Origin of the sequence: Photorhabdus asymbiotica (assembly GCF_003634575.1) — a bacterium.
Lineage (GTDB): Bacteria > Pseudomonadota > Gammaproteobacteria > Enterobacterales > Enterobacteriaceae > Photorhabdus > Photorhabdus asymbiotica.
This window is the reverse complement of record NZ_RBLJ01000001.1, coordinates 628055-650936: the sequence shown is the minus strand read 5'-3', so window position 1 is coordinate 650936 and position 22882 is coordinate 628055. Positions and strand designations below refer to the sequence as shown.

Sequence of the window (22882 nt, the reverse complement as noted above, 5' to 3'; positions counted from 1 at the left end):
TGAACTGAGTCGCGTGTGGTTAAAAAGATTAAGTATTATGCGGTCTTACTCCAAGGCGGATTATTGTGTGTCCCTACCTCCATTTCAATTTTTGCGGTTAAAAAACCACTGAGATTGGTGGCTGTAACTTTAAAGAAGCAAATAAGGTTAGGTGGTGGTAAGAGTATTCCAACCTCGTCAGGGGGGACTTCAATAACGCTATATTGAGTATAATCTCCGAATGGAGGGGCCCAGTGACTACTCACTTTAACGGTGGCTAGACCGACGTTTTTTATCCCTATATGAGGTTGATAACTAGGGAGTAATATATTGCCATTATTATAGATATCAGTGGCTTGATTAGGATTTATCTGTATTTGTGCCATATTATTGTTTCCTTAATTATTACGATTATTTGGCTACTATATAGTTGGTGATTTTATCAGCAGAATTTAACTTGGTACTTATCCTAAACAGTTAAATATTGAAGTTTATCAGTGACGTAAAAGGAATGAGGTAAGCATAAAAACGGTGAATAGAATCTAGAATTTTGGCGGACACCCGCATAAAACGATTTTGCAGGCGTTTTATCAGGTTACATTTCGTAAAAAACTCTACAGCAAGCTAATTAAATGGTTTCTCAATATCATAGTGGGTACGAACTGACAGAGTGGCTGTGTGTGCTCAGCTGTCAATAAATATCTCAAACGATGAATTTAAGAGAAAGTTGGGAGTGATTTGTTTTCCTATCCTTAACTTGGAATTGGGAATATACCCAATAGATTTCGAATTGCAGCGCGGCGGCAAGTGAACGAATCCCCAGGAGCATAGATAACTCTGTGACTGGGGTGAGTGAAAGCAGCCAACAAAGCAGCAACTTGAAAGATGAAGGGTATAAGCAAATTTAGGTGAAACGGTGATAATATGTAATTATGTACTTGGATAAGTTTAAGTTTTGCATATTCAAGTGTACATAATTAGAGATAAAATATGGTATTTTGTATTAATTCACTGTTTCTAAATCAAATTCTTTGATACGGCGGATTTCATGCTTCAATCTGTCTCATTATTTATAGGTTTGCGGTATATGCGTGGCCGGGCAGCTGACAAATTTGGTCGGTTTGTTTCTTGGCTGTCAGCAATCGGTATTACTCTTGGTGTCGCTGCATTAATCACTGTATTGTCAGTGATGAATGGTTTTGAACGTTCATTGGAAACCAGCATTCTTGGTTTTATGCCGCAGGCTATTGTGACGTCGGCAAGCGGTTCTCTGAATCCCACAGAGCATCTGGCTAGTGAACTCGCGAACCTGAAGCAAATCAACAGGATTACACCATTAACGATGGGCGACGTTGTGTTGCAAAGCGCTCGCAATGTCGGTGTGGGTGTGATGTTGGGTATTACTTCAGATGAGTATGAGCCACTGACTGAATATTTGGTTAACACCGATCGCCATCAACTTGAACCTGGTAGTTATAACGCGATTTTAGGAGAAAAACTGGCGGAGGAGCTTGGAGTAAAACGTGGTGACCGAGTTCGTCTGATGGTGCCAGGTGCAAGCCAATTGACGCCAATGGGGAGAATTCCTAGCCAACGCTTGTTTATGATTGTGGGTACTTTTGCTTCTAACAGTGAAGTAGACGGCACACAAATTCTTGTTAATCAACAAGATGCAGCGCGTTTGATGCGTTATCCATTGGGTAATATTACTGGCTGGCGTCTCTATCTTAAAGAACCGTTGGCAGTGGATAGCTTGAGCTTGCAAATCATGCCGGAAGGGTTGTTATGGAAAGACTGGCGCGAACGCAAGGGTGAATTTTTCCAGGCTGTAAGGATGGAAAAAAATATGATGGGATTGTTGTTGAGCCTGATTATTGCTGTGGCTGCATTCAATATCATTACTTCCCTTGGATTACTGGTAATGGAAAAGCAGGGTGAAGTAGCGATTTTGCAAACACAGGGCCTGATACGCCGTCAGGTCATGATAATTTTTATGATCCAAGGTGCCGGTGCCGGGATTATCGGTACATTATTGGGAACCGGGCTTGGTGTTCTACTTTCGAGCCAGCTTAATAATTTAATGCCACTTCTTGGTCTGTTGACTCCAGGTGTTGAGTTGCCTGTTGCTATTGAGCCATTACAAGTCGCTACAATTGCAATTTCAGCGATGATTATTGCCTTGTTATCTACGTTATATCCTTCCTGGCGTGCCGCTGCCACCCAACCTGCTGAGGCTTTGCGTTATGAATAGTCGACCATTACTGTTGTGTAATAATCTGTGTAAAAAATATCAGGAAGGGCAGGTACTGACCGAAGTACTGAAAAATGTCACCTTTTCTATTAATCGGGGCGAAATGATGGCGATTGTAGGAAGCTCGGGGTCAGGTAAGAGTACGCTTCTGCATTTGCTTGGTGGGTTGGATACACCGACTTCTGGTGAAGTCCTATTTAAGGGACAGTCTCTGAATAAAATGTCTTCCAGAGCCAGAGCAGAATTGCGTAATCATGAATTAGGCTTTATTTATCAGTTTCACCATCTATTGCCAGATTTTAATGCGATAGAAAATGTGGCTATGCCACTACTGATTGGTGGCAAAAATCGGGATCAAGCACAGAGGAAGGCGTTAGAAATGCTGGCTGCTGTTGGTCTGGAGAAACGAGTTTATCACCGCCAGTCGGAATTATCGGGTGGTGAACGTCAGCGTGTGGCGATTGCCAGAGCATTAGTGAATGAGCCCTCTTTAGTTCTGGCTGATGAACCAACTGGCAACCTTGATTTACGTAATGCAGATAGCATTTTTGAATTATTGGGCGAGCTTAACCGGCAGCAAGGTACTGGGTTTCTGGTAGTCACCCATGATTTGAAACTTGCCGACAGATTGGATCGCCAGGTAGAGATGCGTGATGGTTATTTGCAAGATGAATTGACCCTGACGGGGGCAATGTAATGGCAAATTTGCCTCTTTCTTTAGTGACTGCTCTGCGATTTAGCCGGGGGCGTCGTGGTGGTGGAATGGTATCCTTGATTTCGGTGATTTCTACTCTGGGAATTATGCTTGGGGTCGCAGTCCTGATTATTGGTTTGAGTGCCATGAATGGTTTTGAACGGGAATTGCGGAACCGGATACTTTCTGTTGTTCCTCATGGTGAAATCTATGCGGTCAATCAGCCGTTTGAACAGTGGCAATCTGCATTAGAACGGGTGAAAAACACAACTGGCGTGGTTGCTGCTTCACCTTATATTACCTTCACAGGATTGATGGAGAAAGGTGCTAGTCTACATGCTGTTCAAGTAAGAGGTGTTGATTTAGTCACAGAGGCTCAGGTTAGCTCATTACCAACGTTTGTACAGGATAATGCATGGCAACACTTTCAGTCTGGCCATCAGCAAGTCATTCTGGGGCAAGGGGTTGCAAATGCTTTGAAGGTTAAACAAGGCGATTGGTTGACTGTGATGATCCCAAACAATGATCCAGAAATGAAGCTGTTGCAACCAAAGCGGATTCGTTTACAGGTCAGCGGGATTTTTCAATTAAGTGGCTTACTTGATCATAGCCTGGCTTTGATTCCTTTGGCTGATGCACAGCGATATTTGGATTATGATCAGGGGATCACTGGAATTGCTATCAAAGTTGATGATGTGTTTGCTGCCAATCAGCGAGTAAGGGCGGCTGGAGAAGCATCACAGGAATATGTTTATATTAGTAGTTGGATAAGAAATTACGGCTATATGTATCAGGATATTCAGATGGTACGTAGCATTATGTATCTGGCCATGATTCTGGTGATTGGCGTGGCATGTTTCAATATTGTTTCTACCTTGATTATGGCTGTAAAAGATAAAAGCAGAGATATCGCTATCCTGCGAACACTTGGTGCAAAAGACGCACAAATTAGAGCAGTTTTTCTCTGGTATGGATTACTGGCGGGGATGACAGGCAGTATTGCTGGTGCTGTAGTTGGAATATTGGCATCACTTAATCTGACTTCTCTTATTCATGGTCTGGAAAAGCTGATCGGCCATCAATTCCTTTCCGGTGATGTGTACTTCATTGATTTCTTACCATCAGAGTTACATAGCATGGATGTTTTGTATGTTTTAGCGACTGCATTGATTTTGAGTTTATTGGCAAGTTGGTATCCGGCGAGACGGGCAAGCAGGCTTGATCCGGCACGAATTTTAAGTGGGAAATAATAAACCTATTATTGGCATCAGCTAACCAAAAGCGCTATGGTGTAAAGGAAACTTGAGAAATCTTAAAGGAAATCAGTATGCGTATTCGTCGTCGACTTTGTCGATTTCGTAAGGTTAGGCGTTTGAGGCATCAGCGATTTCGTAGCCGAATTTTCTACAGGGATAATCGATTGGCACTTAATATGAAAAAACCTTACGTGGTAGTACTAACTGGTGCGGGTATTTCTGCTGAATCCGGCATTCGGACTTTCCGCTCTTCTGATGGATTGTGGGAAGAACATCGAGTGGAAGATGTTGCTACACCTGAAGGTTTTCAGAAAGATCCAGAATTGGTACAGGCGTTTTATAACGCTCGGCGGCGTCAACTCCAGCAACCCGATATAAAGCCGAACGTAGCGCATTATGCTTTGGCAGCACTGGAACATGAACTTGGCGATAATTTTCTGTTGATTACTCAGAATATCGATAATCTTCATGAACGGGCCGGTAGTTGTCGCACGGTACATATGCATGGTGAATTACTCAAGATCCGTTGCTGTCAATCTGGGCAAGTATTTGAATGGACAGATGCACTCACTACAGATGATCGCTGCCATTGTTGTCAGTTTCCATCACCATTACGTCCACATATTGTCTGGTTTGGTGAAATGCCTTTTGGTATGGAACAAATCTATGCTGCACTGGCTCAGGCCGACATTTTTATTGCGATCGGCACTTCCGGGCATGTTTATCCTGCTGCTGGATTTGTGCATGAAGCTAAACTATCGGGTGCACATACGGTAGAGTTGAATCTGGAACCGAGTCAGGTAGAAAGTCTGTTTGATGAAAAGCACTATGGACCAGCCAGTAAAATAGTGGATGAATATGTCCGAAGGTTAATTGATAAGGTAAAAGAATTTAAAGCTGATTTGACGCAATAATTATTATGTTTCTCTTCCCCATAATGGACAGCAAAGTTCTAGGGGGAAGAGAATAATGGACAGATTATTAGAGCGCTTTTTTAAATACATTTCTTTTAATACTCAGTCAAAACCATCAGCGAAAACCATTCCCAGCAGTGATGGTCAGCGTAAACTCGCCAACGCATTGAAACAGGAACTCATTGAACTGGGTTTTTCCAATGTGGCGCTGAGTGAGCATGGCTGTGTGATGGCAACATTACCGGCTAATACATTGTGGCCTGTGCCGGCCATCGGCTTTATTGCTCATCTTGATACTTCGCCAGATTTTTCTGGAAAAAATGTGAACCCACAAATGCTGGAAAATTACCGGGGCGGTGAAATTGCTTTAGGATGCGGTAATGACGTGTTATCGCCAGTTATGTTTCCTGTATTGCATAATATGTTAGGAAAAACACTGATTACCACAGATGGTAAAACATTGCTTGGTGCCGATGATAAAGCGGGTATTGCAGAAATCATTACCGCAATGGTTCGCTTGAAAGATAACAATATCTTACATGGAGATATTCGGATAGCGTTTACACCTGATGAGGAGATAGGTAAGGGTGCTGGTTATTTTGATATTAATTCATTCGATGCTGAGTGGGCTTATACCGTTGATGGTGGTGGTGTGGGTGAATTGGCATTCGAAAATTTTAATGCGGCGGTAGTCACGGTCAAGATTGTTGGCAACAACGTTCATCCTGGTAATGCTAAAGGTATCATGATTAATGCTTTATCGCTGGCGATGCGTATTCATCAGGAATTACCATCAGGAGAAACACCAGAACATACGGATGGATATGAAGGTTTCTATCATCTGCAACGTATTAAAGGTACGGTGGAGCGTGCTGAAATGCATTATATCATTCGTGATTTTGATCGAAATAACTTCGAAGAACGTAAAAAGAAGATGACCAAAATTGCTGAAAAAGCAGGTAAGGGATTACATCCTGATTGTTATATCGAGTTAACTATCGATGACAATTATTACAATATGCACGATGAAGTTATTAAATATCCGCATGTTATTGAAATTGCAAAACAGGCAATGCTGGATTGTGATATTGAACCCATTATTAAACCCATTCGTGGTGGTACTAATGGAGCACAATTGTCATTTCGTGGTTTACCTTGTCCTAATATATTTATGGGGGGATATAACTATCATGGTAAACATGAGTTTATTTCTCTGGAAGGAATGGAACAGGCTGTAAGTGTTGTTATGCGTATTGCTGAATTAACTGCTTTGTTGTCTAAAAAGGCTGAGAATAATTCAGGAGTTTTACAGCATTAACTAATTTGATTTGGTATTAGGAAAAATCCTGATACGACAAATTGTTAAATGAAATAACTTGCAGAAGAGAGCGGCTTTATTGCAAATGAGCAGAATACGGCTGTTGGTCTAGATGTGGAAGTGACATGGTTTAAATATACTAGTCACTTTCCCATCAGTTAAATAGTATTATCAATAGAATTTAATTAGTGGTATTAATTAGATTAACGGCTATTTATATAAGATATATTTCTTTTTTGAGATTATCACATGTTTCTTGTGATTTTATTCAAGCTTATGATTAATAATGATTTTTGTTATTGATTAACTAGGTTTGCCTGGAATGTTTGTCATAGTGGTGTCCCTCAAATATCAGCGGATAACTATTAGCATTAAATTTAGTTGACAGTTTTTGAGAATATATAAACTGTTGGTCGATTTTACCTTTGGATATATACCCAATAGATTTCAAGATGCATCGCGACGGCAAGGGAGCGAATCCCCGGGAGCATAGATAACTATGTGACTGGGGTGAGTGAGTGCAGCCAACAAAGAGGCAACTTGAAAGATAACAGGTATATCATAATATTTTGCTAAGACATCTACTTTGAGTGAGCTTTCTATCGAGTAATTAATGCCTTTTACAGCTATACCCAATAGATTTCAATTTGCAGCGCGGCGGCAATTGAACGAATCCCCAGGAGCATAGATAACTATGTGACTGGGGTGAGTGAAAGCAGCTAACAAAGCAGCAACTTGAAAGATGAAGGGCATATAAAATAAACAGGTATAGCTATGTTTAATTACCTATTATTTTTGAGGATTAGCAACTGCCTTTTAATCGGAAGTTTTGATTAAAAGGCAGTAAATTAATAATCGAGTTAGAAGTTAAATGGAATAAATAGGCTTTTTGGCGGTCCCGCTTAAATTAACCTTTTGTAATGATGCATCAATCATTAAAGTACCAGTAACCACTGTTTATTAATGCAGTAAGTAAGCTAATAAAACGAACATCATCTATCGCTTCACCAAACATTTCAGCATTAATTTCATAATGATGGCAAAGAACGTCAGTTGCATTAATATGAGGCGTATCCATTAATTCGCCATTAACAAAGCATTGATCACCAATTCTTATAACCCGTAATCCATTAAGGCGGTGGATATTTTCGCCTTGCTTCATTAATTCATAAATTTCATCACTTTCGTAAGGTGGCTCTGGTGGGGCAATATCAAGCTCATGCCGTGACTGAGAGATAAATTCGCCAAACCATTGTTGGAAAACTTCAGGTTGTGCCAATAACTCACTCATCATTGAATGTAGCCCGGATAGCTCGTTTTTTTGCACCAATGCTGGATTTTCGCGGGAAGCCAGATTGGGATCACTGTAGCGATAGCTGCCTAAGTCATTAGCTAGCAGGTAATCGGCAAAGCTACTGAATAGCTCACGAGTATTTGGTGCTCGGAAGCCAACCGAGTAATTCAGTGAATCTTCAATGGCGTAGCCTTCATGTGGAAATCCGGGGGGAATATAAAGAACATCACCTGGTTCCATCTCTTCGTCAATGATGGCGTCAAATGAATCGACCTGTAACAGATCAGGATGAGGGCAGTGTTGTTTCATTGGCACTTTTTCTCCAACACGCCAGCGACGACGTCCCATTCCTTGAATGATAAATACATCGTATTGGTCAAGGTGTGGGCCGACACCTCCGCCGGGAACGGAGAAAGAAACCATTAGATCGTCTATTCGCCAGTCAGATAGGACACGGAATGGTTGCATTAATGCGGCGGAAGGATGATGCCAATGATTAACTGCCTGTACCAGCAGTGACCAATCCTTTTCACCTAAATGATCGTAACTTTCGAATGGACCATGGGAAACATCCCAACGACCATTTTTCTGGCTGACCAATCGGCAATCCACTTCATTTTCCATAGCCAAGCCGGCCAGTTCATCGGGAGTAAGGGGATCAATGAATTGACGAAGACCTTGTTTAATCAGCAAAGGCCGTTTTTGCCAATAATTTTGCAAAAATGCCTGCCAGTCCAGATTCAACTGATAGTCCATAGTGGTATCCTGAGTTGAGGTGAGTTTCAGGACATTATAACGAAATAGTTAAATCTAGTATCAGACTACACAGGCATATTTAGTTAATCGTCATCGTTAATTTGCTGGCAGCGGAATGTGACGCAAATTCTGGCACCGCCAAGCGGGCTATCATTGATACTGATATCACCTTTATATTGTTCGATGATTTCAGAGGCAATGGATAATCCAAGTCCTTGACCTAGCTGTAAGGTATCGACACGTTGACCCCGTTGGAAAATCATTTCGCGTTTATCCACAGGAACACCGGGGCCATCGTCATCAACAATGATCTTCAGCGAATCATGATCCATAGTTGCTGAAATCTCAACAAATTCAAGGCAATACTTACAGGCATTTTCCAGAACATTACCCATGATTTCCATAAAGTCATTTTTTTCACCAAGCCAGGTAATTTCTGGCGATACATCTAACGCGAGACTGACACCTTTGCGTTGATAGACTTTTGTTAAAGCGCTACACAAACTATCCAGTAAAGCTGGAACAGAAGAAATTTCCCGCATAATAATACTATGATCACCGCGCATACTGGCCCGGTGCAAATAATAGCCTATCTGCTGAGAAATACGGCCTATCTGTTCAAGCATGATAGGTTCTGCCTGTTCAATGGTCATTTGTTTACTACTGCGCAAAGAACGGAGAGTTGATTGCAATACAGCCAACGGTGTTTTTAAACTGTGTGTTAGATCAGCCAGTGTTGTACGGTATTTGGTATAGCGGTTGCGCTCATTATTGAGTAGCACATTAAGGTTACGAACCAATCCCCGCAGCTCAGCTGGTGGATTTTCATCTAATTTTTCCCTTTCACCTTTTTCTAACGAGCTAACTTGATGGATAAGCGATTTGATTGGTCGTAGACTCCAGTGAGCTGCTAGCCAGATTAATGGGATGACCAAAATAAGATTGGCAATGAGTACATAGCCGAACCATTCCCATACCAGAACCGTTTTCTGCAAATCTTGCGGAATGGTATCAATCACTACGATAGTTAACTCTGGCAGATGCTCTGTTGCGTTATACCTGTTAACAGAAACGGAATGGGTCAGTTCGTTATCTTCGTTTTCGTCGAGAGCGCCAAGTTTGTTTAATTGTCCCTGCATATTGCCTGAGTCTTTTAACAAGTCTCGGCTGCTTTTCAGGTCAGTATCCAGTTCATATAAACCATCTTCCTTCAACCACTCACTTGGAATAGATCTTTCTACTTTGGGAATATGACGTTGACGCCAGAGGATAGTGCCTTTGTCATTATAAATCAGAACTAATGATGGGTTGTTTAGTGTGAAATTGGGGGGTACCGAAATATCCAGCTTATTGTTGTTCCACTGAGCAAGGCTGAAAAACAAGTTGCTCTGACTGCGTAGTAGTGTATAAGCGGTTTTGTCAAAACTGACCAGGTAACCGACAATGGCAACAATACCATAAGACATTGTCAGAGCCAGAATGACTGCGGCAGTCGCCATTAAAAACCGGGTACGGAGTGAAAAAGGTTTCTTTTGGCGTTTAAGCACTTTTCTACACATTAAGGTTTTATACATCAAAGCGATAGCCTTGGCTGCGAACAGTCACGATAGCTTCATAAGGCCAAACATCTTGTATTTTCTTTCTTAGCCGCCCGATTAAAACATCAATAGAATGGCCTTCGCGGAGTTCAGCATCGGAATATAGTTGACGCATTAACGACTCTTTAGTGACAATTTTGTCACTATTGCACATCAGTATTTCAACAATTTTATATTCAAAAGCCGTCAATTTGACACTTTCACCATAAATTGTTAATTCCTTGCGTGACAGATCAATTCTGAAAGGTGGGAATTCGATAATTTGAGAAACCAATCCATTGTTACGGCGCAGGAGTGCCTGCATACGGGCAATAATTTCCTCAAGATGAAATGGTTTGGTGACATAGTCATCTGCACCTGCGTCAAGAACGGTGACTTTTTCCTGCCAACTTTCACGGGCGGTTAGAACAAGAATAGGGAGTTTCTCATCTTTCTGGCGCCAGCGACGGATCAGACTTAAACCGTCTTCTCCAGGCAAACCAAGGTCAACAATAGCGATATCTGGTTCGCTCTCTGCCAGATAGTAATCAGCTTCTTTAGCATTTGCGGCAGCGTCAACCAGATGACCTGTGTCACGAAGTTGTACCGTCAAATGGTGGCGTAGTAACATGTTGTCTTCAACAATCAATATCCGCATGGAATATTCCTTCTAAACTCCAGCAAGCAATATACGATAATCAGCTCATTAAGACTGTTTATATAGACAAAATTGCCAGCAAAAAATTCAATACAATGGACTTCGCTAAACATGTTAGATACATGGATATGTAACAGCAAGTCGCTAAGTGGAAATATAGAATATAACTTTAATATGTGTTTGGGATTGGTTTATATAAATGAGGAAAACAGGTGGATATTTTATCCACCTGTGAAATATTAATCAATTCAGTTCATCAACCAAAGTGATTGCATGGCCAATGTAGTTTGCTGGAGTCATGGCTTTTAGGCGAGTCTTCTCTTTTTCTGGTAGATCCAAACCATCAATAAAAGCTTTTATACCTTCGGCATTGACGCGCTTACCTCGGGTAAGCTCTTTTAACTTTTCATAAGGTTTTTCAATACCGTAACGGCGCATGACAGTTTGGATAGGTTCAGCAAGTACTTCCCAGTTTTGATCCAACTCATCCAGCAGGTGTTGCTCATTAACTTCCAGCTTGTTTAAGCCTTTCATTGTAGATTGATAAGCAATTAGGGCGTATCCCAGGCCAACACCAAGGTTACGCAAGACGGTTGAATCTGTCAGATCACGCTGCCAGCGAGAAACGGGTAGTTTACCTGCTAGATGACTTAATACCGCATTTGCCAGCCCCAGATTGCCCTCAGAATTTTCAAAATCAATTGGATTGACTTTGTGCGGCATAGTGGAAGAACCAATTTCACCAGCAATAGTTTTCTGTTTGAAATGATTAAGTGCGATATAACCCCAAATGTCGCGGTTGAAATCGAGCAAAATCGTGTTAAAACGGGCGATAGAATCGAACAATTCAGCAATATAATCATGCGGTTCGATTTGAGTTGTGTATGGATTCCACTTAATGCCGAGTGAAGTGACAAAAGTTTCACTGAACTGATGCCAGTTAATCTGTGGGTAAGCGGCTATGTGGGCATTATAGTTACCTACTGCGCCATTGATTTTGCCTAATATTTCAATTTGTTCCAGTTGGCGATACTGGCGTTCCATCCGGTAAGCCACATTTGCAAACTCTTTTCCAACAGTGGAAGGCGTTGCCGGTTGGCCATGAGTGCGGGACAACAGAGGTAACTCACGGTATTCATGAGCCATTTTTTTAATGGTATCAATTATCTGACGCCATTGTGGTAAAAGCACTTCTTCGCGGGCTGTTTGCAACATCAGCGCATAAGACAGGTTGTTAATATCTTCAGAAGTACAAGCAAAGTGAATAAACTCGGAAACTTCGTGCAGTGCAGGGCGGTGTGCAACCTTCTCTTTTAGAAAATATTCTACCGCTTTAACATCGTGGTTAGTGGTACGTTCGATAGTTTTGATACGCATTGCGTCCTGTTCGTTGAAATTTGCGATAATTTCATCCAGGTAAGCGTTTGCTTCTGCATCAAAAGCGGGGATTTCTTCAATTTCAGCACATTTTGCCAGTTCTTGCAGCCAACGTACTTCAACCTGCACGCGGAATTTCAGTAAACCAAACTCACTAAAAATGGTACGTAATGCGTTGACTTTATCGCCGTAGCGGCCGTCAATCGGAGAAATAGCAGTCAGTGAGGATAATTCCATTGGTAGCAACTCCTGGGTTTTATTTAACAATGAGCAAGAATATCTTTCGCCTGTTGTATCAGGCGTTGACGAGAAAACATTAATTGCAGGCGACCGCCGCCAACTTGCTGCCATAAGACGGCACAACGAACTCCAGCCAGCAGAATAGCCCGGATTTTCGCCTGTACAAGCGGATTACGTAGAACATCAGAGGAACCTGTTACTTGGATACGAGGGCCAAGTGGACTAACAACATCGACGTAAATACCCGCCAATGCGTTGAACATGCCTTCTGACATTGGTTCAAAATATGCCTGTTGACGTTCTAACAGATTGATACGGTTACCAAGTGCATTGGAAGCTTCCTGATGTTTATTCAGACGGCGTTCCAAAGCCATAAGACTTAACATATAGCGGGTAAGATTGGCGGAAATATTATTATTACCGCCACTAAATATCCCTAATATTGCATCCAGCCCGATACGCAGATTGCGTTCATGATTGCCAAATACATCTAGAACGGATGTTGGGTTAGTGTTCAGGATGCTATTCACCATAGTTGTAACTGCATCAGTATCACACTGGTTTTCATGGGCAAGTTGCTGTACTAGGCGACTTGACTGGCAAATGCCTGCTAGCGCCAGTGTAATATTGTAATAATTCTTTGCCACAATTACTCCTGTAAACGTTGTTCAATCACGCCACCACCTAGACAGATTTCACCCTGATAAAAGACAGCTGATTGGCCAGGTGTGACTGCGGCGACAGGGTTAGCAAAACGTACTTTTATTTTATCTTCGTTTATTGGTGTGACAGTGCAAGGAATATCTTGCTGACGATAGCGTGTTTTGACTACACAATGGATTTCTTCAGTTAATGGTTGTTTGTCTACCCAGTGAAGCTGTTGGGCAATAAGGCCGGTAGACATCAGGCTAGGGTGTTCATGTCCCTGCGCTACTATCAGAATATTATTCTGAATATCTTTATCTATTACATACCACGGCTCTTCGTTGCCGTCCTTTGTACCACCGATTCCCAGACCTTTACGTTGACCAAGTGTATGGTACATCAGTCCTTGATGCTCACCGAGATTTTTTCCATCTACAGTAACAATGGGGCCAGGTTTGGCGGGTAAATAACGGCCAAGGAAATCACGGAACTTGCGTTCTCCAATAAAACAGATACCGGTAGAATCTTTTTTCTTTGCTGTCACCAAACCGATTTTTTCAGCAATGCGGCGAACTTCCGGCTTTTCTAGTTCACCAACAGGAAACAGGCTTTGAGCGATTTGTTGGTGGTTCAAGGTGTATAAGAAGTAGCTTTGGTCTTTATTATTGTCGAGTCCACGCAGTAACTGGCTTTTTCCGTTAATATCCTTGCGGCGGACATAATGACCTGTAGCGATATAATCTGCCCCTAAATCTTCAGCGGCGAATTCCAGAAACGCTTTAAACTTAATTTCTTTGTTGCACAGAATATCTGGGTTAGGGGTTCTGCCCGCTTTATATTCAGAAAGGAAATGCTCAAAGACATTATCCCAGTATTCAGCAGCAAAATTGACGGTATGAAGTTCAATATCCAGTTTATCGCAAACAGATTGAGCATCAGCTAGATCAGTTGCCGCTGAACAGTATTCCTCATTATCATCCTCTTCCCAATTCTTCATGAACAAGCCAGCCACTTGATAACCTTGTTGTTGTAATAGGTATGCGGAAACGGAGGAATCTACACCGCCGGACATGCCGACAATGACTTTTTTCTGGCTGTTATCTGACATGGGAATCTCACTGGAGAAAAAAACAAGCGCAGTACTTTAACACGTTGCAAGCAAGGGTGCATCAAGCACATGACTGTTTTGCTGTTAATTGAACGAAGCGGCATAGTTATCCAGTATCGTAAGAGGATGTTTTTTGTTTTGCAGATAACAGCGGATACTTTCTGCAACAAGTGGAGAGCGAAGACAGGTGCTGTTTAGTATTTGTTCTGCCGTAACCCAGTGACAGCAGTCAATATCACTGTCCTGTGGATTGGTTGCTATTTGTTGTTCCATTTCAACCAGAAATAAAAAACGGATGAATGCTGTATTGTCTGGTGCAACCCACTGATGAATTTTCAGCAACGCTTGGGGCTTAGCTCGGATACCCGCTTCTTCCCATAATTCACGTTCTGCCGCCTGTAATAATGTTTCATCAGCTTCAAGATGACCAGCCGGTTGATTCCATAATGCTTTTCCATTAATTGTCTCTTCAACTACCAGAAATTTATTCTGAGCATGGACGACACAAGCAACTGTGACATGAGGGCTAAACAACATTGATCTCCTTCCATTCACCGGGTTTTATCTCGCCTAATTGTAAAGTTCCCATGCTAAAGCGAATTAGTCGAAGCGTAGGGAAACCAATATGAGCAGTCATTCTGCGCACTTGACGGTTTCGACCTTCGTAAAGTGTTATTTTTAACCAACTTACTGGAATACTTTTACGTTCACGAATAGGTGGATGACGAACCCAGAGCCAGGTTGGTTCATTAACTAATTCGACACCTGCGGGTAGAGTAAGCCCATCTTTTAGGATGATGCCTTTGCGCAGTTTATCGAGCGATTCTTCATCTGGAACCCCTTCAACTTGAACATAATAAACCTTAGCAGTTTTTTTACCCGGTTGGGTTAATTGTGCTTGCAGTTTACCGTCATTCGTTAAAATTAATAATCCTTCACTATCACGATCCAAACGCCCGGCAGCGTAAACATCAGAAAACGGGATAAAATCTTTCAGCGTTGTTCTGCCCATGTCATCGGTAAACTGGGGTAAGACATCGTAAGGTTTGTTAAATATCAGCACCCGGCGAGGTCCTGTTAGTTTTTTGACAGAATTTGATATTTTTCTTTGGCCGAATTGGTTAAGTTTGTGTTTTTTAACAGGGAAATTTGTCATCATAGGTCACTGAGCAAAAAGGGAGAGATATTATACATTAGTCTGCTATTGATTGGCGTTCGTAGAATATTCAAGTAGTATTGACACGTCCCTTACAAAAAATTAACAAGGCATTACGCTTACTTGAAAGGAGAGGTTAATGGAAAGCAAAGTAGTTATTCCGGCGGAAGGTAAAAAAATAACAGTCGACGCTAAAGGTAAACTGGTTGTTCCGAATAACCCGGTCATCCCTTATATCGAAGGGGATGGGATTGGTGTCGATGTTACCCCTGCGATGTTGAAAGTTGTCGATGCAGCGGTTCAGACAGCCTATCAGGGTGAGCGTAAAATTTCTTGGATGGAAATCTATACGGGTGAAAAATCTACTCATGTATACGGCAAAGATGTTTGGTTGCCGGATGAAACACTGGATCTGATCCGTGAATACCGCGTCGCTATCAAAGGTCCTCTGACGACACCAGTTGGTGGTGGTATCCGTTCTTTGAACGTGGCATTGCGTCAACAATTAGATCTGTATGTTTGTCTCCGTCCAGTTCGTTACTACCAGGGAACGCCAAGCCCGGTTAAACAACCTGAGTTGACGGATATGGTGATTTTCCGTGAAAACGCTGAAGATATTTACGCAGGTATTGAATGGAAAGCGGGTTCTGCCGAAGCAGATAAAGTAATCAAATTCCTGCAAGATGAAATGGGTGTGAGTAAAATCCGTTTTCCACAACAGTGTGGTATTGGTGTGAAACCATGCTCTGAAGAAGGCACTAAACGTCTAGTTCGTGCTGCTATCGAATACGCAATTGATAATGACCGTGAATCTGTAACTCTGGTTCATAAAGGCAACATTATGAAATTCACCGAAGGCGCTTTTAAAGACTGGGGTTATCAGCTAGCTCGTGAAGAGTTTGGCGGTGAATTGCTCGATGGCGGGCCTTGGGTGAAAATTAACAACCCGAAAAATGGTAAAGAGATCATTGTCAAAGATGTGATTGCAGATGCTTTCCTGCAACAGATTCTGCTGCGCCCTGCTGAGTATGACGTTATTGCTTGTATGAACCTAAATGGCGACTATATTTCTGATGCGTTGGCTGCTCAGGTAGGTGGTATTGGTATCGCTCCGGGCGCAAACATCGGTGATGAATGTGCTTTGTTTGAGGCAACTCATGGCACAGCACCAAAATATGCCGGCCAGGATAAAGTGAACCCAGGTTCAGTTATTCTTTCCGCTGAAATGATGTTACGTCATATGGGTTGGACAGAAGCCGCAGATCTGATTGTTAAAGGTATGGAAGGTGCGATTGCGGCTAAGACGGTGACTTATGATTTCGAGCGTCTGATGGAAGGTGCTAAGCTGTTGAAATGTAGCGAATTTGGCGACGCTATTATCCAGCATATGTAATCTGAAATTTGCTGATTCCTCCACGGTAGCTAATGCTTCTGTGGGGGATGAATGTTTCAAATTTTGCAACTCATGTATGGCAGGGTGTATAATGAGGTTAATGTTTGTTCTGTTTGATATGGGGGTAAGATGAGTGATTCAAATGATAAAAAAATAGAATTTAATACCAGTGATGTTCTGAACGCTCTTTTGCATCGTGGGCAGAATATGCAACATCTTGCGACTCAGGAAAGTGTTGATAATTTACGCCGTGAGAATGAGGTTTCCTTCGCGTCACTGAGATCTGATATTGACCAGCGGTTCGAGTCTGTGAATAAGCAATTCGAGTCTGTGAATAAACAATTTGAGTCTGTGAACAAACAATTTGAGGTTATTAACCAACGATTCGAATTTATTGATAAGCGCTTCGAATCTGTTGACAAACGTTTTGATAAACTTGAAGGTAAATTTGATCGCCTTCAATGGTTTATTGTTGCGGCGGCGCTGGCGCTGCTTTTCAAAGAGTATATTTTTAAGGCGGCGACTTTGGTCCAGTAGCTTGCAAAATTTTGTAAGTTACGGTTAGTTATTTTCTTACCTATTGTTTTTTCTTCTTCTTTATAACCCTTGCTACGGTATGTTCCCGTTTATGCTGGAATGGTACTGTAGCTGTGTGTATGACTTCATATGGACAGGAAAAAACCTGCTGACCTAAATTCATAGATTCCTTGTTTACTGATTAACGGACTGTCCAGAGCCATCTTGGTGGTAGAACGCTATCTATCTTGAATAGCTTATCGTGAATTATTTCCAATTTGCACAGATTTGATTGGATTATCATCAGTAAGGTGTTCCCAGGCTATAGTTCGAATAGTCATTTTTATTTCAGATTTCCTGATGAGCAATTAGGTCGATTACAGAAGTTATAACTAGATAATTAATTTAATAGTTTGTAAAAATCTTTATGATGGGCGTGATTAGGTAAAAACCGCTAACGGGAGTGTGTTCTCCCGCTGTTTTTATAACTGTAAATATAATACTTACTGTGTAATATTCGAAATTTTATTATTTAGTTATTATTTTCCTTATTAAGAATTTTTTCATATTCCTCCCAAACGACAGATAATGGTGAACTTAAACAGCAAATGGATATTGAACCTCCTGATGGAGGGTGATATTCATATTTAGATCTCCCACGATAGACTCTTATAGGTAAATTGTTATCTGTGGGATTCTTCCTTTTTCTTCTTAACATCATTCATAACCTCAACGTATATTGTTTAAATTATGTATTCAGAATAAAAGTGAGATATTTACGCAATATTAACTTTATAGACATATTTTTTTTGTAAAAGATAACAAATGAAAATATTAGCAGTAGATAATAAAAGATCCAGTCTTATGTTGCATATAAGAGAAGTTTTTTCATATTTTTTACAAATATGATTTCAAATTGAAATTATATCATATTGTAATTAATTCGTTATATTAAAACAGTGTGAAGAAAATATTGGTTATGATTATGTATGGTCGGGTCAAATGTGCGTTTTCACTGGCTGATAAGCTTGTAATTAATCGTGTAAATATTAGTTTAGGGAAATTTTGATGCTTGAAGGAAAAATGGTTGTTGTAACAGATGGTTGTCGTGATTTTGATTAAATTATCTCGGTAGGAGGGGGTTGTTGAACTCCATACTTGTGATTTATAAAGTGCGGTCATTTGTAGTTGCTCAGTCTTAGGAAAGCTTAAGGTAAGGATATTATTGTCATGGTTTTAGTCTGCGATATATCTAGTCTCAGTTGACTTCTGCTGTTCGTCAGGTAAATTTTTTGTGAATTTTATAAAGTATTCAATCTATCTGGCAAAAAATTAAATTTCTACTTATGCAATCGGAAAATTGTGAGATAAATGTTATTTATTTCTAAGAGCTAACCAGGGAGCAGTCAGTATTTTTTGTAAGAAATATTTTGTGATGCTAATTCTATTGTAATTTAATTTTAATATGACTGTAGGAATATTATACAATAATATTACAGAAAATACCGTAGTAGGAGATATTGGGTATATATATTTAAAGATACTCAGGAAGTTGAAAAGTAAGCAGACAATGTATTAATTGTAACCAGATAAAGAGAGTGAGTATTTGTTATAAAATTTTTAATATTAATAATTCCTTAATGCAAATAACCAAAAGAAAAATATAATTTATTTTTGTGCTTTTACGGGGTGGCGGTGAAGAGGTGGTACAAGTTTACCCGTTTATTAGTTTCTTGAATGTCATGCTATTCATTGAGATGATATTTCCTACATTAGTATTATGGCGTTGACATTTCGTTGTAATCTGATAAGAACTGATGAGTTATCTTTTTGATTTTTTTATTGTTTTATATGATGACTGTCATTATGTGAAATTCTTCACAATTAATTACGATTTTTTTCTTAAAGCTGATAATCTGCTCACAAAATTAATCACTATCTCTTATTTCTGAATCTTTTTTCTTGATATTGATTGCTTGTTGATCTAATTAACAAGCGATTCATTGGTACAACTCGTTTTACCTGTGTGGAATGGAGCAATGAGTTTCATATATGGAGTTTGTTGCGAATCATAGGTAAGTGGTATAGCTAATGAATGTATAGAAGTTACTGACGGACAATAGTCGATTGAATGACATGATCTATTAACTATCAGTCAAGAGCAGTACGTCAAACATTCATTTAATCTGATGAATAATGTAAAAAGGTCAGTAAACATTACACATCAATTTCAAACTTGTGTTACATTCATAGTGTTTTTCTGACCAGTATCTCTGTGTTCTTTTTATACGGCATTGTGTTACTTGTTTAATTATAAAGGCATATTAAGCGCAATGAATTCTGCCGGATACGATTTTATGGTCAGACTAGGTTTGCTAATTATAAGGGGAAAAATATCTTGACGGAACTAATTAACTTTTTTAACAACATCCTTTGGGGCTCCGTGTTGATTTATCTTCTTCTTGGGGCTGGTGCTTACTTCACTATACGTTCGGGGTTTATACAGATCCGCCATTTTGGGCATATGTTTTCGGTATTGAAAAACAGTAAAAAATCTGACAGTGCAGGTATTTCATCATTTCAAGCCCTATGTACCAGTTTAGCGGCGCGAGTAGGTACAGGTAATCTCACTGGTGTGGCGATCGCTTTAACGGCTGGTGGGCCCGGTGCCATTTTCTGGATGTGGGTTGTTGCTCTGATTGGGATGGCGACTTCTTTTATAGAGAGTACACTTGCTCAGCTGTACAAGACAAAAGACGATAAAGGGAATTACCGCGGTGGCCCAGCCTATTATATGGAAAAAGGGCTTAAGGCACGCTGGATGGGGGTTCTGTTCTCCATATTCCTTATTATTGCTTTTGGTCTGGTATTTAATGCTGTTCAGGCAAATTCAATTGTCCAGGCTGCGGTTTTTGCCTTTAATTTTAGTCCATTATATGTCGGTATTGGATTAGTTATCTTGAGCGGGATCATTATTTTTGGTGGTTTACGTTCTATTGCCAGAGTTGCGGAGCTGGTTGTTCCTTTTATGGCGACTGCTTATCTAATCTTGGCGTTTTGGGTCGTTGGCCATAACTTTGAACGCATGCCAGAAGTTTTTGCATTGATCTTCAAATGTGCGTTTGGCTTACAGGAAGCTGTTGCAGGAACCGTTGGTTATGGTGTTGCTCAGGCGATGACGCAGGGTGTTCAACGTGGATTGTTTTCGAATGAAGCCGGGATGGGGTCAGCACCTAATGCGGCGGCATCGGCTTCTCCGTATCCTCCTCATCCAGCATCCCAAGGGTATGTACAAATGCTGGGCGTTTTTATGGATACTATTGTTATCTGTAGTGCTACCGCTGTCATTATCCTTTCATCGGGTGTGCTTGATGGCAATATTTCAGGAATAAGCGGAATAGAGCTGACTCAGCGAGCATTATCTTCAGCAGTAGGCGATTGGGGGGCTGAGTTTATCGCTTTAGCTATCTTCTTTTTCGCTTTCACATCAATCATTGCGAATTATGCTTATGCGGAAAGTAATATTGTTTTCCTTGAACGTAATCACACTGCGGGCTTGTTCGTTCTCCGTCTGGCGGCCTTAGGTATGGTGATGTTTGGTGCATTGGCTGAAGTGCCTTTAGTTTGGAAAATGGCTGATTTGTCTATGGCATTGATGGCAATCACTAATCTGACCGCTATTTTGCTGCTTTCTGGCGTCGCATTTAAGCTTGCGAAAGATTATAACCAGCAGAGACGTGCTGGGAAACTACCGACGTTTGATATTAATCAATATCCTGAGATTCAGCAAAAAGTCGAAGTTGGTATTTGGGAAGAAACGGCAAGTCGTGCCCGATCAAATCAAGTGACTGGTCACGAGTGAAATACCGGAACAGAGGATATAGTTAATATTATTTAATGATGTAGACTCTGATTGCCTTTCACGTTTTGCTTATTGTTTATGCCTTATTGCCATTGAAATTATGGTAATAAGGCATTTTTCTTGGTGTTCTATATCAAAAAAGAAGCTAATGATTTCATAAAAAAATCATACAAAATATAAATTTTATTTTGTATTCATTTGATTTATTTGTGTTATTATCTCGTTTTAAATTAATAGGTGGGACAAGGAGATTATGAAGAAGATCATATTGGTTAGCTTATTGATGTTATTGGCGGGGTGTTCTAGCCAGCATCACTTGGAAGATAGGGGCACTTATCAAGTTGATAGCGCTTTTCCTTCAAAAAGTCAGAATGACAGAATAAGGTTTTTGGTATTTCACTATACTGCTGTCAACGATGAAGATTCTTTGCGTATATTAACTCAGGGCGGTGTCAGTGCCCATTATTTGATTCCTTCATTGCCGAAGCATGCGAAAGGGAAGCCTGTCGTTTTGGAATTGGTTCCTGAAGATAAAAGGGCATGGCATGCGGGTGTGAGTGCATGGAATGGTCGGAAGGATTTGAATGACACCTCTATTGGAATCGAAATTGTTAATAAAGGATTTACAGAAAGGTTACTTGAGAAAGAGTGGTATCCATTCAATGAGCGGCAGATCGATCTATTAACGCGTATGGCGAAAGATATTATCCAGCGCTATAACATTGAACCTCAAAATGTCATTGGTCACAGTGATATTGCTCCTCTGAGAAAGTATGATCCAGGTAAAGATTTCCCTTGGAAGGAATTGGCCGAACAAGGTATTGGTGCATGGCCTGATGATGTCACCGTTGAAAAATATATGGCTGGCAGGAAATGGAATGAAATGGCTTCTGTTGAGTTAATACAGAAAACATTAGAGAAATATGGCTATACCATTCCACAAACAGGTGTACTTGATGAAGATACTCGTAGAACAATCAGTGCATTCCAGATGCATTTTAGACCAGATGACATTAGTGGTAATCCTGATGCGCAAACTGAGTCGATAGCTTCGGCATTGGTTGAGAAGTATAAAGGATAGTTTTTGATATCAGAGTAAAATCATGTTACAGAAGTTGCTTTATAAAAGCGGCTTTTGTGACATGGTTTATTCTCCGAGTTCATCTTTGCTTTGTTTTATATCACCGTTTACCTCAACAATTCTTAATCAAGAATGACCCGTTTTCGCTGTATTTAATCCAGATCTCTTCTATGATTCTTGCATGTCAATTATTTTAATAAGGGATGACAAGAGGCAGTTATAGAAACAGGACATTGCTGAATGGTCAAATATTCAGTAGTGATAAGATGATGAGCTTTATTTGTTTAAGTAATAGTCGCTTTATTTTATAACGACTATTACCACTACAGGTAATATTAATATTAAATAAAACTTATGATATATGAGATCAATATTACCTTTTATTATTATTTTTTCTTGCAGGAAGAGTAAACGCAAGAATGATTCCAACAAGGCTGATAAGTGGTGAGTACATGACTATTCTGTCAGAAAGATAGTTTGGTAAGACACTGCATAGATAAATAAAAATAGATATTGGCCAGCCATATAACCCCGCGCTATTAAACCTAAAAGCTGTTTTCATGATTAAGTAGTAAACAGTGGCGAAGGAACACATTGCCCATAAGCCAATAGAAATCATGTACAACCATACTGATACTTCATATTGCATATAGGCAGCATAATTATTTTCTGCCAGATAACCAGATAAGAAGATCAGCGTTCCGAGAATAACCGCCGCTGTAATAAAGTTGATAATATAATCTATTCTACTCAGTTTTTGCCTGAAATAGCTTTTTATTGCATTAAACAGAGAATCATCCATAAAGA

General features: G+C 40.4%; 19 protein-coding genes. 9 read left to right on the top strand and 10 right to left on the bottom strand.

Going from position 1 to position 22882, the window contains the following annotated elements; translation table 11 throughout:
- Positions 1–35: 35 nt before the first annotated feature.
- Complete coding sequence (locus tag BDD30_RS02810; RefSeq protein WP_015833865.1) at positions 36–365, bottom strand: hypothetical protein; 330 nt, start codon at positions 363–365, stop codon at positions 36–38.
- 662 nt (positions 366–1027) lie between these two features.
- Between BDD30_RS02810 and lolC the strand changes: the two genes are divergently transcribed.
- From lolC to pepT, 5 genes are all read left to right on the top strand, one after another.
- The gene (gene lolC / locus BDD30_RS02805) at positions 1028–2230 is read left to right on the top strand and encodes a lipoprotein-releasing ABC transporter permease subunit LolC (protein ID WP_015833867.1); all 1203 of its coding nucleotides are present in this window, start codon (positions 1028–1030) and stop codon (positions 2228–2230) included.
- A complete protein-coding gene (gene lolD / locus BDD30_RS02800) occupies positions 2223–2927 on the top strand; it encodes a lipoprotein-releasing ABC transporter ATP-binding protein LolD (RefSeq protein WP_015833868.1) in 705 nt (234 codons plus the stop codon). The genes lolC and lolD overlap by 8 nt, the downstream gene beginning before the upstream one ends.
- On the top strand, positions 2927–4174 hold the full coding sequence (lolE, locus tag BDD30_RS02795) for a lipoprotein-releasing ABC transporter permease subunit LolE (RefSeq protein WP_015833869.1): 1248 nt from the start codon (positions 2927–2929) through the stop codon (positions 4172–4174). Before lolD ends, lolE begins: the two co-directional genes overlap by 1 nt.
- 77 nt (positions 4175–4251) lie before the next feature.
- The gene (gene cobB, locus BDD30_RS02790) at positions 4252–5094 is read left to right on the top strand and encodes a Sir2 family NAD+-dependent deacetylase (RefSeq protein ID WP_015833870.1); all 843 of its coding nucleotides are present in this window, start codon (positions 4252–4254) and stop codon (positions 5092–5094) included.
- Positions 5095–5149: 55 nt separating this feature from the next.
- Positions 5150–6412 carry a peptidase T gene (gene pepT / locus BDD30_RS02785; RefSeq protein WP_015833871.1) on the top strand — a complete coding sequence of 421 codons (1263 nt, stop codon included), beginning with the start codon at positions 5150–5152 and terminating at the stop codon, positions 6410–6412.
- A gap of 928 nt (positions 6413–7340) precedes the next feature.
- Here the strand turns inward: pepT and BDD30_RS02775 are convergent.
- From BDD30_RS02775 to rluE, 8 genes are all read right to left on the bottom strand, one after another.
- Positions 7341–8462, bottom strand: coding sequence for a ribosomal protein uL16 3-hydroxylase (locus BDD30_RS02775; protein ID WP_015833873.1), 1122 nt, complete (start codon positions 8460–8462; stop codon positions 7341–7343).
- 83 nt (positions 8463–8545) lie between these two features.
- On the bottom strand, positions 8546–10009 hold the full coding sequence (phoQ, locus tag BDD30_RS02770) for a two-component system sensor histidine kinase PhoQ (protein WP_015833874.1): 1464 nt from the start codon (positions 10007–10009) through the stop codon (positions 8546–8548).
- A gap of 19 nt (positions 10010–10028) precedes the next feature.
- A complete protein-coding gene (gene phoP, locus BDD30_RS02765) occupies positions 10029–10697 on the bottom strand; it encodes a two-component system response regulator PhoP (protein ID WP_015833875.1) in 669 nt (222 codons plus the stop codon).
- A gap of 243 nt (positions 10698–10940) precedes the next feature.
- Positions 10941–12311, bottom strand: a complete 1371-nt coding sequence (gene purB, locus BDD30_RS02760; protein WP_015833876.1) for an adenylosuccinate lyase — start codon at positions 12309–12311, stop codon at positions 10941–10943.
- A gap of 23 nt (positions 12312–12334) precedes the next feature.
- The gene (gene hflD, locus BDD30_RS02755) at positions 12335–12961 is read right to left on the bottom strand and encodes a high frequency lysogenization protein HflD (protein ID WP_015833877.1); all 627 of its coding nucleotides are present in this window, start codon (positions 12959–12961) and stop codon (positions 12335–12337) included.
- Between the two features lie 2 nt (positions 12962–12963).
- The gene (mnmA, locus tag BDD30_RS02750; protein ID WP_015833878.1) at positions 12964–14067 is read right to left on the bottom strand and encodes a tRNA 2-thiouridine(34) synthase MnmA; all 1104 of its coding nucleotides are present in this window, start codon (positions 14065–14067) and stop codon (positions 12964–12966) included.
- 84 nt (positions 14068–14151) lie between these two features.
- Positions 14152–14601, bottom strand: a complete 450-nt coding sequence (locus BDD30_RS02745) for an NUDIX hydrolase (RefSeq protein ID WP_041382769.1) — start codon at positions 14599–14601, stop codon at positions 14152–14154.
- The gene (rluE, locus tag BDD30_RS02740; RefSeq protein ID WP_041381770.1) at positions 14594–15223 is read right to left on the bottom strand and encodes a 23S rRNA pseudouridine(2457) synthase RluE; all 630 of its coding nucleotides are present in this window, start codon (positions 15221–15223) and stop codon (positions 14594–14596) included. The genes BDD30_RS02745 and rluE overlap by 8 nt, the downstream gene beginning before the upstream one ends.
- Positions 15224–15362: 139 nt before the next feature.
- Between rluE and icd the strand changes: the two genes are divergently transcribed.
- The 4 genes from icd to BDD30_RS02720 all read left to right on the top strand — a co-directional run bounded on the left by icd (position 15363) and on the right by BDD30_RS02720 (position 22075).
- Positions 15363–16616, top strand: a complete 1254-nt coding sequence (icd, locus tag BDD30_RS02735; protein WP_015833881.1) for an NADP-dependent isocitrate dehydrogenase — start codon at positions 15363–15365, stop codon at positions 16614–16616.
- A gap of 129 nt (positions 16617–16745) precedes the next feature.
- On the top strand, positions 16746–17153 hold the full coding sequence (locus tag BDD30_RS02730) for a hypothetical protein (protein WP_015833882.1): 408 nt from the start codon (positions 16746–16748) through the stop codon (positions 17151–17153).
- 2377 nt (positions 17154–19530) lie between these two features.
- A complete protein-coding gene (locus tag BDD30_RS02725) occupies positions 19531–20994 on the top strand; it encodes an alanine/glycine:cation symporter family protein (protein WP_015833885.1) in 1464 nt (487 codons plus the stop codon).
- Between the two features lie 253 nt (positions 20995–21247).
- Positions 21248–22075, top strand: a complete 828-nt coding sequence (locus BDD30_RS02720) for an N-acetylmuramoyl-L-alanine amidase (RefSeq protein ID WP_015833886.1) — start codon at positions 21248–21250, stop codon at positions 22073–22075.
- Between the two features lie 373 nt (positions 22076–22448).
- On the opposite strand, the gene BDD30_RS02715 is transcribed toward BDD30_RS02720, so the two are convergent.
- Positions 22449–22877: a hypothetical protein gene (locus BDD30_RS02715; protein ID WP_015833887.1), complete on the bottom strand. Its 429-nt coding sequence runs from the start codon at positions 22875–22877 to the stop codon at positions 22449–22451.
- Positions 22878–22882 lie beyond the last annotated feature (5 nt).

Coding starts and splice junctions, on each gene's coding strand:
- mnmA (WP_015833878.1), bottom strand. CDS start 14,067: ATGTCAGATAACAGCCAGAAAAAAGTCATTGTCGGCATGTCCGGCGGT.
- lolD (WP_015833868.1), top strand. CDS start 2,223: ATGAATAGTCGACCATTACTGTTGTGTAATAATCTGTGTAAAAAATAT.
- lolC (WP_015833867.1), top strand. CDS start 1,028: ATGCTTCAATCTGTCTCATTATTTATAGGTTTGCGGTATATGCGTGGC.
- BDD30_RS02715 (WP_015833887.1), bottom strand. CDS start 22,877: ATGGATGATTCTCTGTTTAATGCAATAAAAAGCTATTTCAGGCAAAAA.
- BDD30_RS02720 (WP_015833886.1), top strand. CDS start 21,248: ATGAAGAAGATCATATTGGTTAGCTTATTGATGTTATTGGCGGGGTGT.
- BDD30_RS02730 (WP_015833882.1), top strand. CDS start 16,746: ATGAGTGATTCAAATGATAAAAAAATAGAATTTAATACCAGTGATGTT.
- icd (WP_015833881.1), top strand. CDS start 15,363: ATGGAAAGCAAAGTAGTTATTCCGGCGGAAGGTAAAAAAATAACAGTC.
- BDD30_RS02810 (WP_015833865.1), bottom strand. CDS start 365: ATGGCACAAATACAGATAAATCCTAATCAAGCCACTGATATCTATAAT.
- lolE (WP_015833869.1), top strand. CDS start 2,927: ATGGCAAATTTGCCTCTTTCTTTAGTGACTGCTCTGCGATTTAGCCGG.
- cobB (WP_015833870.1), top strand. CDS start 4,252: ATGCGTATTCGTCGTCGACTTTGTCGATTTCGTAAGGTTAGGCGTTTG.
- rluE (WP_041381770.1), bottom strand. CDS start 15,223: ATGACAAATTTCCCTGTTAAAAAACACAAACTTAACCAATTCGGCCAA.
- pepT (WP_015833871.1), top strand. CDS start 5,150: ATGGACAGATTATTAGAGCGCTTTTTTAAATACATTTCTTTTAATACT.
- phoP (WP_015833875.1), bottom strand. CDS start 10,697: ATGCGGATATTGATTGTTGAAGACAACATGTTACTACGCCACCATTTG.
- purB (WP_015833876.1), bottom strand. CDS start 12,311: ATGGAATTATCCTCACTGACTGCTATTTCTCCGATTGACGGCCGCTAC.
- BDD30_RS02775 (WP_015833873.1), bottom strand. CDS start 8,462: ATGGACTATCAGTTGAATCTGGACTGGCAGGCATTTTTGCAAAATTAT.